Consider the following 14,111-nt stretch of genomic DNA (forward strand, 5'->3'; position numbering starts at 1 on the left):
AATACTCGAAAGCTAATGGCTATGTCCATGATGGTGCGCATGCAGATGAAGGTCTTCGACCGACATCACGCAGCCATGCGCGACTTCGCAATCCACGTTCTCAAACTGGATCGTTGTGTGGACTATGTGAAAACGATCATGCAGCGTCGTTTTGATCTCCTCAAGAATCCGGCTGCTCTCCGACAGTGGAATATCAGCGATCGTCACGTGCGTTGCCAACGCATGGGTCTGGGAGCCCAGACTCCAGACGTGCAGGTCATGCACATCTTCGACACCCTCAATCAATTGCAGGCTCGCACGAATATCCGGGAGCGAAAGATTGCGCGGCGTGCCTTCGAGCAGAATATTCAGCGTCTCGCGCACAATCGAGATCGATGACCAAAGGATAAGGGCAGCAATCGCCAGCGAGAGTACGGGGTCAATCCACGCATGACCTGTCCAGAGAATGGCAGCGCCGCCCACAATAACAGCCGCCGTCGAAAGCGTGTCGCCCAGCATGTGGATGAAGGTGCTGCGGATATTCACGTCAGAACTCACGCGCCACAGCAGCGCGGCGATCACGCCGTTCATCAGCACGCCTGCCGCAGCCACGATCATCATCACTCGCGGCTGCACGTGCACGGGTTCGCTCAACCGATGCACCGCCTCAATCGCGATGAAGACAGAAATGACAATCAGCGAAAGCGCGTTAACGAATCCCGCCAGAACTCCCGCGCGTTGATAGCCGAATGTTTTGGCGTCTGTCGGCGGACGGCTCTGAAAATATACGGCGACAAAGGAGAGCAACAGCGCCAGAGCATCGGATACATTGTGGCCGGCCTCGGAGATCAGTGCCAGCGAATGAGCGCGCAATCCGGCAACGAAGGTCAGGATTACGTAAGCGAGTGTCGCCAGCAGCGAGAACTGAAGAACTCGCTGCGTTTTCCCGGTCGGCGCTCCGTGTACATGCATATTTTCAGTTTATGCTTTGAGTCCATCCGGCGCTATCGAAAGGCCGTCACCCAAGGGGAGCCATCCAGCGCCGGGTGGCGCTCGTTGCAACGTTGCGCCCCGCTGCGGAGTTAGCCGTATCGCGCAGCCCGCTCCAGGTCTCCGCAACCACAATACTGTTCTCCGGCTTATGCGTGTCGTAGCGCACCGAACAGGGAAAGCCGAGCCGGCATTCGTGAATGTTCACCAGGTCGCGTAATGGGGTCACATCCTGCGAGCACTCGTAGATCACGCCGCCGATTTCATACTTATAAAGAATCAGCTGCATGCTCTCGCCGGTTTCATCTTCAACGAGTTCTGAGATGTCGAGCAGGGTGCCGTCGATAATCCGGCCGCCCTGCACCAGAAAATCTCGCCGCTGACGCTCCAGCTCCTCAGCCGTGGGCTTTTTGCGCATTGCAAAATAGATCGCCACGCCGCCCAGGCAGAGTCCGGCAGCCGCTAATGTACCAATGACCTGAGGGTCCCGTAGGGAAACGCCATTCATAGCAGCTCTAAGAGCAGAATACCGCAGACCGGGCTCTCCCTTGTGCTTCTACCGATACTTTCACTCTCTATTTTCCATTCGGATGGTGAAACGCTGGGGCAACCGGGATAACCATTGGGTGTGAATGGCAGTTCGGGAGTAAAAATATGTCCCCGCTTGCAACGGGCTGACATATGCTGGTAGACATTTCGCGGACGTTCTCCCCGCTGTTTTCCTTGAAATAGAAGACCTCTCTCAGGAGAAAAACCCATGCAATGTCCATCATGTCGAAATGAAGTCTCTCCGCAGTCCACCTTCTGTGGTTCCTGCGGAACACCGCTCGCCGCCACGGCGGCCACGGCAGGTTACGCGCCAGTTGGCGGCAACGTATCCGCCGCGTCCCTGCCGCCGATTGCCGCAACATCCGGCGGCCTCTCAGAAAATGCTGCTGCTGCCATTTCCTACATCACCATCATCCCGGCCATCATCTTCCTGGTGCTCGAGCCTTATAACCGGATGCGCCTGGTGAAGTTCCACGCTATCCAGTGCATTGCATTGCACGTTGCCTGGATGGTGATCTGGGTAGCCGCGATGGTGATCTCCTTCGTGTTGCACTTCATCCCACTCGTCGGCATTCTCTTTTTCTTTGTCGATCTGGCCGTGGCGGTCGGCTTCTTTATCGCGTGGCTGCTCTGTATCCTCAAGGCCAGCAAAGGCGAATATTACAAGCTCCCGGTCATCGGCGATTTCGCCGAAAAACACGCCAACAGCTAGCTCTGGACGGGATGTGCGTTCTCTGCGCTCAGGCCTCGGTGCGATATACTGAAGCCTGAGCATGTCGAATCGAAAGCTGTCTTTCCACCCCGAAACGCGAAAAGTGCGCATACCGGGGACCCCGGAATTTTCGGCCACCGCAGCCCGTGGCGTTTCCCCGCTGGAATTGAACCTCGCAACCGGTCGGCGCATCCGTTCGACCACCGTCCTTTGCGTCCGCCGCAACGGCAGTGTCGTCATGGCCGCCGATGGCCAAGTCACGCTGGGCGAATCCGTTATCAAGCACTCGGCAAAGAAGATACGGCGTCTTTACCAGGACAAGATTCTCGCCGGATTTGCCGGATCGACCGCCGACGCTTTCTCGCTCTTCAGCCGCTTCGAATCGAAACTGGAGCAGTACGCCGGCAATCTCGGCCGCTCTGCAGTCGAACTGGCGAAGGAGTGGCGGACCGACAAGATGCTCCGCAATCTCGAAGCCCTGCTCATCGTCTCCGACCCGCACCAGACCTTTCTGCTCAGCGGATCGGGTGACGTGATTGAGCCGGATGAGGGCATCGCTGCGATCGGCAGTGGCGGATCATACGCACTCGCCTCGGCCCGCGCGCTTTACGAGAACACCGACTTGTCCGCACGAGATATCGCTGAGAAATCGCTGAAGATCGCCGGACAGATCTGCATCTATACCAATGACCAGATCACCATTGAAGAATTGCACGCATAATTTGCGTACGCCCGCCCTAAAGGAGCAGGCACATGGCCATCTATCTACCCGGAACCGCTGAAGACCAGGAACTCGCGCTCGACGACCTGACCCCGCGCGAGATCGTCGCCGAGCTGGACAAGTACGTCGTCGGCCAGAAGGCCGCCAAGCGCGCCGTGGCTGTCGCTTTGCGTAACCGTATGCGCCGTCAGAAGCTGCCGCCCGATCTCGCTGAAGAGATCATGCCCAAGAACATCATCATGATCGGGCCTACCGGCGTCGGCAAAACCGAAATTGCGCGCCGTCTGGCAAAGCTGACCAATTCGCCCTTTCTCAAGGTCGAAGCCTCCAAGTTCACCGAGGTCGGCTACGTAGGCCGCGACGTGGAAGCCATTGTGCGCGACCTGGTCGAGATCGCCATCGACATGGTGCGCGAAGAAAAGCTGGAAGAAGTGGAAGACAAGGCCGAGCTGAATGCAGAAGAGCGGCTGCTCGATCTGCTGCTGCCGCCTCCAACGGCCACGCCAACACCTGCTCCTGCAGCGATTCCGCAGGCCGAGCCGGGCAGCAACAACACGCTCACCTTCCCGACTCCAAGCAACGAATCGCACCAGCGCACCCGTGAAAAGCTGCGCCAGCAGTTCCGCGAAGGCAAACTCGACGACCGCATGGTTGAGATCGATGTGCGTGAACGCAATGCGCCGTCGTTCGAAATCATCTCAAACCAGGGCGTGGAAGAGATGGACATCAACTTGAAAGATGTCCTGCCGAATCTCTTTGGCCAGCGCACCAAGAAGCGCAAGATGAAGGTCGGCGAAGCTTTCGAGTACCTCGTGCAGGAAGAAGAAGGCCGCCTCATCGACATGGACCAGGTAACGCGCACCGCGGTCGAGCGCGTCGAAAATTCGGGCATCGTCTTTCTCGACGAGATCGACAAGATCGCCGGACGCGAAGGCGGTCACGGTCCCGATGTCTCACGCGAAGGCGTGCAGCGCGACATTCTGCCCATCGTCGAAGGCACCACCGTCAACACCCGCTACGGCATGGTGCGCACAGACCACATCCTTTTCATCGCCGCCGGAGCCTTCCACGTCTCGAAGCCGAGCGATCTGATTCCGGAATTACAGGGGCGTTTTCCCATTCGCGTCGAACTGCATTCGCTCACCGTCGAGGACTTCATCCGCATCCTCACCGAGCCAAAATCGTCTCTGACCAAGCAATACACAGCCCTGCTTGAAACCGAAGGGCTGAAGCTTGAATTCACGCCCGAGTCGCTCGAAGAGGTGGCTCGCTTCGCCTTCCGCGTCAACGAAACGACGGAAAACATCGGCGCTCGGCGCCTTCACACCATCATGGAGCGCGTTCTCGATGAGATCAGCTTCCTCGCGCCCGATTTGACGAAAGCGCCGAAGAACGACGGAAATGTCATCGACCTCGCCGCCGCTACCGACACCGCCGGCGTGCTCGCCCCTCTTCCGATCATCGAACGGGAAACCGCCTCAGGCCGAGAAATCGTAGCCATTATCGATCCGGAATATGTGCGCCAGATGGTCTCCTCGATCGTGAAAGATCAGGACCTGTCGCGATATATCCTGTAGCCGATATCCAATTCAAGAGCAAAAAGGCCGCCGCAATTGCGACGGCTTTTTTGCTCTGACTGCCAGAAGCGCCTCAGCTCGTGTGATCGAGAATAATCTTCCAGCCGTCTTTCGACTTCTGCCAAACCAGCGAGAACACTCCCGAAGCATCTCCACCACCCGCAGCCGAGCGCGTCAGATGATACTTCCCCGTAGTCACGGCGTAATCCGCGCCCAGCAAACGAACCGTCAGGTCTGAGAACTCAAGCGTCCCGCGCGACTCCTTCGTCGCGTAATCGTGCTTGTATCGTTCCTGCACCTGCTGCCAGCCATGGTGTATCGTCTTGCCGACAAAGGTCGTCTCCGGCGAATTCTGGTAGCCCTCCATGAAGCCGTCAATATCGCCCCGGTTCCAGGCTTCCACCTGACCCATGAGCACGTGCCTGATTGCGCTTTCCGCATCCTGCGCAAAAATCATCCTCTGCGGAATAAGCCACAGCCCAGCCAGCGCACACCAGAGCACAAAAGTCTTCCACCGCATAATGATGTCCTTTCGCGTCCGAAAAATCTGCAACCTGCACTCCCAAGATAGTCTGAAGTGCAATCGCAAAAAATTCCATGTCCAAATTGCGGGAGGACGCAAGTCGCAATTTTCTCGCCGGACGCGAACAAAATACATTAGACACAGCCGAGCCAGCTTAGCTAAGATTTACTTAGCTAAGAAAAATTCATATGTCAGTCTCCACGATCCACGAAGCAAAAACTAATCTCTCGCGCCTCATTCAAAAAGCCGAACGCGGGGAAGAAGTGGTGATCGCGCGCGGAAAAACACCGGTAGCAAAGATTGTTCCCATCAAGAAGGGGAAGCGCAGAAATCTCGCCATTTTCAAAGGTAAGTTTAAAGTCGGCCCGGAGTTCTTTGAGCCATTACCCGAAGACGAGTTGCGTTTGTGGAATGGAGAGGGTGATTGAACCTGCTCCTCGATACCCATGCCCTTCTCTGGACAGTGACAGGTGATCCAAAACTCTCTCGGCGGGCTGACAGTGCCTTGCACGATGAAGATTCAGACATTTACGTCTCTGCCGCCAGCGCGTGGGAGATCGCGACCAAATTTCGCCTGGGAAAACTCCCGGAAGGTGAAATTCTGATTGAGGACTTTGATCAGAGCCTGAACAGGCTCGGATTTATAGGCCTTCCCATCTCGATCGATCACGCGCAACGCGCCGGCCTGCTGCCGGGCAGCCACAAAGACCCCTTCGACCGGCTGCTGATCGCGCAGGCACAAGCAGAAAATCTGGTGCTCGTCAGCAATGAGCGCGTCTTCGATGGATATGGCGTCCGTCGCCTCTGGTAAAAGCGACGAACCTCATTCCGCGCGAAGCCTAACGGCTCGCCGCAAAAGAAGTCTGAAAATAATTACAGCCGCCCTACAATATAACTATGCCCCCCGTAAAGACAGTCCATACCGTCTGCTCGCATGACTGCCCGGATTCGTGCGCCGTCCTCGTCACCATCGACGAGACGGGCAGGGCGACGCGCGTGCAGGGCGATCCGAGTCATCCGGTCACCCAAGGCTTTCTCTGCGGCAAGGTGGCCAAATATCTCGACCGCGTTTACTCGCCCGATCGCCTGCTCTACCCCATGCGCCGCCGCGTCGGAGTAGCAAAAGGTCCTCTACCGCAAGGCAAGGAGACAGAAGCCTTCGAGCGCATTTCGTGGAACGAAGCGCTCGACACCATGGCGACTCGCCTGCAGAAAATCAGCGACGAGCACGGCCCTGAGTCGATCCTGCCCTACTCGTACGCGGGAACCATCGGCACACTTGGCTATGGTTCCATGGACCGCCGCTTCTTTCACCGGCTGGGAGCCTCGCAGCTCGATCGCACCATCTGCTCCACCGCAGGAGGCGACGCGCTGCTTGCTGTGTACGGGCGCAAGCTGGGCACAGACACCGAACACTTCCGCCACTCGCGCTACATCATCGCCTGGGGCGCAAACGTTCACGGCAACAATGTCCATCTGTGGCCCATCATCGAAGAAGCTCGTCGACTGGGCGCGAAACTCATCGTCATCGACCCCTATAAGACCCGTACCGCGAAAGCCGCGGACTGGCATATCGCCATCAATCCCGGCACCGATGTAGCGCTGGCGCTCGGCATGATGCACGTCATCCTGCGCGATGGCCTCGAAGACGCAGACTACATCACTGGCAACACTCATGGCTTTGCCGAATTAAAGCAGCGCGCGGCCGAGTACACTCCCACCCGCGTCTCCGCCTGGACAGGCATTCCCGCCGCCGACATCGAACGCCTCGCCCGCGAGTACGCAACCACAACGCCAGCCGTCATCCGCATGAATTACGGCATCCAGCGCGGAGAGAATGGCGGCACTGCCGCACGCACCGTCGCCATGCTGCCAGCGCTCATCGGAGCATGGAAGCACCTTGGCGGCGGCCTCCAGCTTTCCACCAGCGGAGCTTTCGCCTGGGACAAAGCCGCCATCGAGCGCCCCGAGTTGATGCTGGCCAGCCCGCTCAAGCGCCATGCGCGCATCGTGAATATGTCAGAGCTTGGCCACGCCCTGACGGAGCTCAACGGTCCGCCGGTAAAGGCGCTCTTCGTCTACAACTCGAATCCTGCCGCCATTGCGCCCGATCAGGCACAGGTCCTGCGCGGCATGGCGAGGGAAGACCTCTTCACCGTCGTCCATGAGCAGTTCTTTACCGACACAGCCGACTACGCCGACATCGTGCTCCCTGCCACCACCTTCCTCGAGCACAAGGACATACAGGGAGCCTACGGCCACTACTATGTGCAGATTTCAAACCAGGCCATCGAGCCGCTGGGCGAATCACGCTCCAACGTCTGGCTCTTCTCTCAGCTCGCGCAGCGCATGGGCTTCGCCGAGTCGTGTTTCCTCGACACCCCGGAAAATCTAATCGCGCAGGCGCTGGGCAAGCAGGATAAGTGGATGGCGGGCGTCACCGAAGAAACTCTCAATGCTGCCGGAGGCCGCCAGCGCCTGCAATTCGATTCCGAGAAAAATGGCCAGCCGTTCCTGCCCTTCGTCGAAGGCCCGTTCGCAACCCCAAGCGGCAAAGTCGAGTTCTATTCCGAAACGCTGGGCGCAAAGGGACTCGATCCGCTACCCGGTTTCGTCCCGCCGGCGGAATCACGGCACACGGAAAAAGCGAAGTTCTATCCTCTCGAATTCCTGCCCCGCAAGGCCGATAACTACATGAACTCGACCTTCGCCAACCTTCCCGGGCACCAGCGCATGGAAGCCGCCTTCACCAATCACCTGGAAATCCACGCTGATGACGCCATGGCACGCAGCATCGCCGAGGGCGACACCATCGAAATCTTCAACGACCGTGGAAGTCTGCGCATGACCGCACACTTCAATGGCAGCCTGCCCAGGGGCGTAGTTGCCGGACGCCTGAACTGGAACAAGCTCTCCCCCGGCGGCAACAATGTGAACCTGCTTACCTCGCAGCGCCTCACGGATTTCGGCGGTGGCCCAACCTTTTATTCCACGCTGGTCGAAGTGCGGAAAGCTTAAAGTGAAACGCGGACCCTTCGAAATGTCCTCACCGGTCATCGCAAGCCGGGAACCCTAGCTCCGGCCCTCACGTATGCACTCTCGGTGAGGAGCTGATGACATCCTTGCGGCGAGATTTAATTTCTGCGCTCCGGCGGTTTTATAAGGTGCCCGGCTTCGTCTTCGCGGTAGTTGTCTCCATCGGACTAGGGATAGGAGCGAACGCGACCATCTTCTCCGCCGTCAGCACCTTTCTTCTGCGTCCTCCGCCGGTGGGCGATCCAGCTACTCTGATGAGCCTGTACACAACCGAGCGTGGCAATTGTTGCGGCAATAATCTGTCCTGGCCGCTGTATCAGGATCTGCGCGGCGAGGCACGATCTTTGTCAGGCATCGCCGCTTTTTACCCTTCGATGCCGGTGTCCTTAGGTGGGTATGGTGAACCGGAGCGCGTATGGGGATCGCTGACATCCTCCAACTTTTTCGATGTGACTCAGGTCCGCATGGTCCTTGGCAGAGGTTTTACCAGGGACGAAGAGCAGCTGCCTGTTGCCGTTCTCAGTCACCGCCTATGGCAGCGCCATTTCGATAGCGACCCCTCCATTGTCGGGAAATCGGTTTCCGTCTCGGGCCATCCTTTTACTATCGTCGGCATTGCGGCAGCTTCCTTCCACGGGCTGGACATATTCACCGCCGACCTATGGGTGCCGCTTGGCAATCAGCCGCTTCTGATGCCTAAGATCGGCGACCGCTCCCGCAGCAACACCTGGCTGGAAGTAGCAGGACGGCTTGCGCCCGGCATCACCAGCACGCAGGCCGCAACGGAACTTAACGGCATCGCCGGGCGACTGGCTGAAAGCTATCCTGCAACGGACAAGGACCGCGGCTTTCAACTGGAACCGGCTGGCTCGCTGCCTCCGGATGAGAAGGCGGGACTGACCGGCTTCCTGGTGGCGCTGTCTGTCGTGGCGCTCCTCGTTCTCTGCATTGCATGCGCCAACGTGGTCAACCTGCTTTTGGCGCAGGCCTATGCGCGGCAGCGCGAGATGGCGGTGAGGTTATCGCTTGGCGCACAGCAAAGTCAGCTCATCAGGCAGATGCTCGTCGAAAGCATCCTGCTTGCTCTTGGCGGAGGAGGCTTCGGTCTAGTGCTTTGCCTGTGGGCCACCTCGGCGCTCTCCGCGTTTCACCTGCCCATACCGCTCCCCATAGACCTCACAGTCGGCATCGACGGGAAAGTACTGTTCTATGCCTCTGTGCTCAGTATCGGAACCGGGCTGACGATTGGAATCATTCCCGCATGGGTGGCCTCTCGTCCCATTCTTACCAGGGCTTTGAAAGGCGAAGAGTCATTCGTCGGCAGCAGGCGCCGTTGGAGCTTGCGCAACCTTCTCGTCCTCTCGCAGATGTTTTTGTCCCTGGTACTGCTCTGTGCTACCGGACTCTTTCTACGAAGCCTGCAGCGGGCGTCTCATATCGACATTGGTTTCCGCTCTCACGGCATCCTGATGATGAATGTCGATCCACAACTGAACGGCTATTCGACGTTACGCGCGACGCAGTTTCTGGAGGAGCTGCGCCGCCGCGTAAGGGCGCTTCCCGGCGTCATTTCGGTTGCCTGGGTCGATCCTGTGCCGCTTTCGATGGACGGAAGATGGGACGATTTCCACGTCGAGGACGGACCGAAAGCCTCCCGACCAAATACGGTAGTCGACCTCTACATGGTTACGCCCGACTATTTCCAGACCATCGGGATTTCCCGGTTGGCCGGGAGAGACTTCGCTCATGAGAGTGCCGATTCATCTCGCGTGGCAGTCGTCAACGAGACATTCATCAAACAACTCTTCGTTGGACGAAACCCGATCGGCCAGCGCGTCACCGGCAGCGGCGCTACTTATGAGATCGTCGGCGTGGTAAAGGACAGCAGGTCGAGAACCCTGGGAGAAAACACCCGACCCATACTTTATCGCTCCATGGAGCAGGACCTGGGGCGAGATCCCGATTTCAGAGGAATCTCGCTTCTGGTGCGCACAGACGGCAATCCCGCGTTGCTTGAAGGAGCCGTGCGAAACGAGATCCACTCGCTCGACCCCACCATGGCTATTTTTCATGCCGAGACTATGGAAGAACATCTTCGGAGCGCGCTCTTTCTTCCCCGGCTGGCTGGTACGTTATTCGGAATCTTCGGCTTCACCGGCCTGCTTCTGGCAGCAATCGGGCTGTATGGAATGATGAGCTATTCCGTAAGCCGCCGAACGCGCGAGATAGGCATCCGTCTGGCTCTCGGCGCTCAGGTCGGCGCTGTGCAACGTCTTGTCGTGCGCCAAGGCATGATCCTGACATCGATCGCTCTGGCGCTGGGCCTGCCCTGCGCCTTCGCGCTGTCGAAGTTCGCTGCCAGCATCCTCTACGGAATTCGCCCTCACGACGCTGTGACCTTCACGGCCGTGCCCCTCTTTCTCACGACCATCGCCCTGCTTGCCTGCTGGATACCGGCACTCCGGGTCGCCCGCGTGGAACCGCAAACGGCTTTACGCTGCGAGTAGCCCATTTGTGATATGCGACCCTCCCGGAACAGATTCCGGGCAGCGCTCTCTACTCGCAGGAACCTGGGCCGCACGCCGGTCACACTCTGCACTGAAAAAGGTGAAACCGCGAAAGACAGCCTGTGAATGCGGCCGGAGAAGATCATATATTTGTCCAAACGAAGCGAAAACTCCTTCATTCCGATAGACTAAGAGCGGATCAAGCGATGCCGTTCGCAGCGGGTTTCCAATGCGCTGGCTGTGGAGAGTGGAATGAAACGGTGGTTGACGAATCAGCCGGCGGAAAACAGTCGTATATCGAGGATTGTCAGGTTTGCTGCAAACCAAATGTGCTCAGAATCGTCTGGAATGGTGATGGCTTCGATATCCATGCAGAACTGGAAAGCTAGCGGCCGTGGCCGCCAGGGCTACCTGGAACGGATCGGCCTTTTGAAATGACGGGTAGCAGATGCCAGAGCACTTCGGAGTTGGGAACAGCACCTCCGGTCACTTATAATCGACTTTTCCTCAAGTTTCATCTGATTTTTTGCAGTGAGGGTGTGCCTATTTTTCCCGTCATGCGAGAGAGCGTAAGCTCTCCAATCAAAACCAGCCAGAATGCGGCCCGCATCTTCCGCCGCACACTGAAGCCGTTGACCTTCGTTCTTCTTTGCTTGACCGTCTTTTCGGCATGGGCACAGACACAGCAGACGATCACCCAAATCCGCGTTATCGGCAACCGCCGCATTCCCAAGGAAACAATCGTTGCCCGCCTCTTCAGTCACGAAGGCGAGGCCTTCGACCCGACGACGGTCGAGCGCGATTTCAACTCGCTCTGGAACACCGGCTATTTTGAAGATGTCCGCATCGAGCGCGAAGACAATCCCAAGGGCGGCCTCATCCTCGACGTGTACGTCCGCGAAAAGCCAACGATCCGCGACATTCAATACAAAGGTCTTAACTCGGTCACAAACTCCGACGTGCTTGACCGCCTGAAGAAGGAAAAGGTCAGCTTCTCCATCGAGAGCCAGTACGATCCCACGCGCATCGCCCGCGTCGAGACCGTCATCCGCGAGCTGCTCGCCGAGCACGGCCACCAGTTTGCCACCATCAAGGCCGACGTCAAGACCATTCCGCCCGCTTCCGTGCAGGTAGTCTTCAATATCAAGGAAGGTCCGCGGGTCAAAGTCGGCAACATCAGCTTCGCCGGCAATCAGCACATGAGCTCGCGCGACCTGCGCTATGCCATGAAGAACCTGCGTCCCGTCGGCATCCCGCACTCCATCATCTTCGAGAACCTCTTCGCCAAGACCTACGACGCCAGCAAGCTTGAAGAAGACGCCGAGCGCGTCCGCCAGGCTTATCGCGACAAGGGCTATTTCCGCGCCTCTACCGGTGAGCCGGCAACACGTATCCGCAATGAAGGCGGCCTGTCGTTCTTCACCTTCCGCCCGCGCCGGGGCAAGCGCATCGATATCCGTATTCCGGTCGATGAGGGTGCCCGCTATCGTCTGGGCGCCATCACCTTCCGCGGCAACAAGGCTGTTCCGGACCAGAACCTGAAAGCTCTCCGCGCCCAGTTCCCAATTAAGGATGGCGACTGGTTCAACTTCACCGCCTTCGGCAAGGGACTGCAGAACCTGCAGAAGGCCTATGGGCAGCTCGGCTACATCAACTTCTCCGGTAACCCGATCCCGACCATCGACGACGACAAGAAGACCGTCTCCTTTGTCATCGACCTCGAAGAAGGCAAGCCGTTCTACGTCTCCCGCATCGAGTTCCAGGGCAACACCGTTACCCGCGACTTCGTGATCCGCCGCGAGCTCTACCTCGAAGAGGGTCAGGTCTATAACAGCCACCTTTGGGAATTGAGCCTGTTGCGCCTCAACCAGCTCGACTACTTCGATCCGCTCAAGGTCGATCAGGATTCCGAGACGCACCAGAACCCCGAAGCGGGCACCGTCGATCTGCTGCTCAAGGTACACGAGAAGGGTAAGAACTCCATCGGCCTGAACGGCGGTGTCAGCGGCCTCTCTGGCACCTTCCTCGGCTTGAACTATCAGACCAACAACTTCCTCGGCTTGGGTGAAACGCTCAGCGTGCAGGCCAGCGCCGGCAACCTGTCGCGCCACTTGATCTTCGGCTTCAACGAGCCTTACCTGCGCAACAAGCCCATCGGTCTCGGCTTCCAGATCTATTCGAGCAAGTACGATTACAACTCGGCCAAGTCCTACAACCTCACCGGCGCGGACGCGAACACGACATCGGCAGTCAATTCGCTGACCCAGAACTACAACCAGTCTGTGACCGGCTTCACGGTTTCCGGCAAGCTGCCCATCAAGCACACCTTCAAGAACATCGGTATTACCTACTCGCTGAACCGCTCGTCGGTAACGACCTTCAGCCAGGCATCCCAGAACCTCTTCCAGACCTTGTCATTCCGCAGCGGCATCCAGGGCCAGAATTCGCTCGAGGGCATCGTGAACAGCATGGTCTCCCTCAGCTACTCCTGGAACAAGCTGGATTCGAGCTACATGCCACGCAGCGGCTCCTCTTTCCAGAGCGCCCTGCAGGTGGCCGGCCTCTGGGGCAATGTCCGCTATATCAGCCCGGTCGTCGAATACAAGCAGTTCCGCCCCATCAAGTGGTTCCACTTTAGTCCTGAGGGCCGCAACGTCCTCGGCTGGCGCGTCCAGGCAAACTACATTCAGGGCATCAGCGGCGATGTGGCTCCTCCGTTCAACCGCTTCTATGCTGGCGGCGAATCGGATCTCCGCGGTTTCGATATCCGTACAGCTACGCCTTACGGATTCGTGCCCACCCGCGTGCAGTTCAACCTCACCAATCCGGACGGCAGCTGCGTTCCGCAGGATCCAACCAATCCGCAGACCAACCAGTGCGTCAAGATTCCAATCCCGGTCTACGGTATCGGCCCCGTCGGCGGCGATACGCAGGTCACCGGCAACGTCGAGTACCGTATTCCGCTCGTCGGACGCACCGCAGCCCTCGAGCTCTTCGACGACTTCGGCATGAATATGGCCGTCAGCAGCGAACAGCTCAAGCAGAGCCCCCAGGGCTACGCCAGCCTGAATGCACCGCTCTATGGCTGCCCCAACTACGTCAACGGCGCCTGCGTGGGCGGTCAAGCGATCCAGTTCGACCGTTACATCCGGCCGATTTCCGGAACCAACTACGTGCCGCGTATGTCACTCGGCGCGCAGATTTCGGTCATGATGCCGATCATCAACGCTCCGTTCCGTATTTACTACGCCTACAACCCGCTGCGTCTCTATGACCAGATCAACGGTGAAAACCTGATCACCCGCAGCATGTTCCCGGCAGGCGGCGCAGGCGATTACAGCTACGCGCAGGCAACGCAGCTCTACGGATCGCTCTACCAGCTCCGTGAGCCGAATAAGACCTTCCGCCTGACCGTCAGCACCACCTTCTAATCACAACCCAAACCAGAAAGGCCGTCCTCCAGCGAGGACGGCCTTTTTCTTTGCCGAAGGAATTTAAGATCGAAGGGTTCTGGAGC

Annotated in this window: 12 protein-coding genes; 9 read left to right on the forward strand and 3 right to left on the reverse strand. The window is 58.3% G+C overall.

Going from position 1 to position 14,111, the window contains the following annotated elements; all coding sequences use genetic code 11:
- Nucleotides 1–12: 12 nt before the first annotated feature.
- Together GSQ86_RS06750 and GSQ86_RS06755 are read right to left on the reverse strand one after the other, a co-directional pair.
- Nucleotides 13–951: a cation diffusion facilitator family transporter gene (locus GSQ86_RS06750; protein WP_158749200.1), complete on the reverse strand. Its 939-nt coding sequence runs from the start codon at nt 949–951 to the stop codon at nt 13–15.
- A 46-nt stretch (nt 952–997) separates the two neighbouring features.
- Nucleotides 998–1,477 carry a hypothetical protein gene (locus tag GSQ86_RS06755; protein WP_158749201.1) on the reverse strand — a complete coding sequence of 160 codons (480 nt, stop codon included), beginning with the start codon at nt 1,475–1,477 and terminating at the stop codon, nt 998–1,000.
- A gap of 249 nt (nt 1,478–1,726) precedes the next feature.
- On the opposite strand from GSQ86_RS06755, the gene GSQ86_RS06760 reads away from it, so the two are divergent.
- The 3 genes from GSQ86_RS06760 to hslU all read left to right on the forward strand — a co-directional run bounded on the left by GSQ86_RS06760 (nt 1,727) and on the right by hslU (nt 4,528).
- The gene (locus tag GSQ86_RS06760; RefSeq protein WP_158749222.1) at nt 1,727–2,230 is read left to right on the forward strand and encodes a DUF4870 domain-containing protein; all 504 of its coding nucleotides are present in this window, start codon (nt 1,727–1,729) and stop codon (nt 2,228–2,230) included.
- A 190-nt stretch (nt 2,231–2,420) separates the two neighbouring features.
- A complete protein-coding gene (hslV, locus tag GSQ86_RS06765) occupies nt 2,421–2,951 on the forward strand; it encodes an ATP-dependent protease subunit HslV (RefSeq protein WP_174239945.1) in 531 nt (176 codons plus the stop codon).
- Between the two features lie 32 nt (nt 2,952–2,983).
- The gene (gene hslU / locus GSQ86_RS06770; protein WP_158749202.1) at nt 2,984–4,528 is read left to right on the forward strand and encodes an ATP-dependent protease ATPase subunit HslU; all 1,545 of its coding nucleotides are present in this window, start codon (nt 2,984–2,986) and stop codon (nt 4,526–4,528) included.
- Nucleotides 4,529–4,601: 73 nt separating this feature from the next.
- Here hslU and GSQ86_RS06775 read toward each other — a convergent pair whose 3' ends face one another.
- Nucleotides 4,602–5,048, reverse strand: coding sequence for an SgcJ/EcaC family oxidoreductase (locus GSQ86_RS06775; protein WP_216841038.1), 447 nt, complete (start codon nt 5,046–5,048; stop codon nt 4,602–4,604).
- Between the two features lie 191 nt (nt 5,049–5,239).
- Here GSQ86_RS06775 and GSQ86_RS06780 point away from each other — a divergent pair, with 191 nt between their 5' ends.
- From GSQ86_RS06780 to bamA, 6 genes are all read left to right on the forward strand, one after another.
- Nucleotides 5,240–5,479, forward strand: a complete 240-nt coding sequence (locus tag GSQ86_RS06780) for a type II toxin-antitoxin system Phd/YefM family antitoxin (RefSeq protein WP_158749203.1) — start codon at nt 5,240–5,242, stop codon at nt 5,477–5,479.
- The gene (locus GSQ86_RS06785) at nt 5,476–5,862 is read left to right on the forward strand and encodes a type II toxin-antitoxin system VapC family toxin (RefSeq protein ID WP_158749204.1); all 387 of its coding nucleotides are present in this window, start codon (nt 5,476–5,478) and stop codon (nt 5,860–5,862) included. The genes GSQ86_RS06780 and GSQ86_RS06785 overlap by 4 nt, the downstream gene beginning before the upstream one ends.
- Nucleotides 5,863–5,948: 86 nt before the next feature.
- Entirely contained in the window at nt 5,949–8,069 is a 2,121-nt protein-coding gene (locus GSQ86_RS06790) for a molybdopterin-dependent oxidoreductase (protein ID WP_158749205.1), read from the forward strand.
- A 95-nt stretch (nt 8,070–8,164) separates the two neighbouring features.
- Nucleotides 8,165–10,594 carry an ABC transporter permease gene (locus GSQ86_RS06795; protein ID WP_158749206.1) on the forward strand — a complete coding sequence of 810 codons (2,430 nt, stop codon included), beginning with the start codon at nt 8,165–8,167 and terminating at the stop codon, nt 10,592–10,594.
- A 206-nt stretch (nt 10,595–10,800) separates the two neighbouring features.
- On the forward strand, nt 10,801–10,983 hold the full coding sequence (locus GSQ86_RS06800) for a CPXCG motif-containing cysteine-rich protein (RefSeq protein WP_158749225.1): 183 nt from the start codon (nt 10,801–10,803) through the stop codon (nt 10,981–10,983).
- A gap of 150 nt (nt 10,984–11,133) precedes the next feature.
- Nucleotides 11,134–14,025 carry an outer membrane protein assembly factor BamA gene (gene bamA / locus GSQ86_RS06805; RefSeq protein ID WP_371720348.1) on the forward strand — a complete coding sequence of 964 codons (2,892 nt, stop codon included), beginning with the start codon at nt 11,134–11,136 and terminating at the stop codon, nt 14,023–14,025.
- Nucleotides 14,026–14,111: the final 86 nt, after the last annotated feature.

Origin of the sequence: Acidobacterium sp. S8, assembly GCF_009765985.1 — a bacterium.
Classification (GTDB): domain Bacteria; phylum Acidobacteriota; class Terriglobia; order Terriglobales; family Acidobacteriaceae; genus Alloacidobacterium.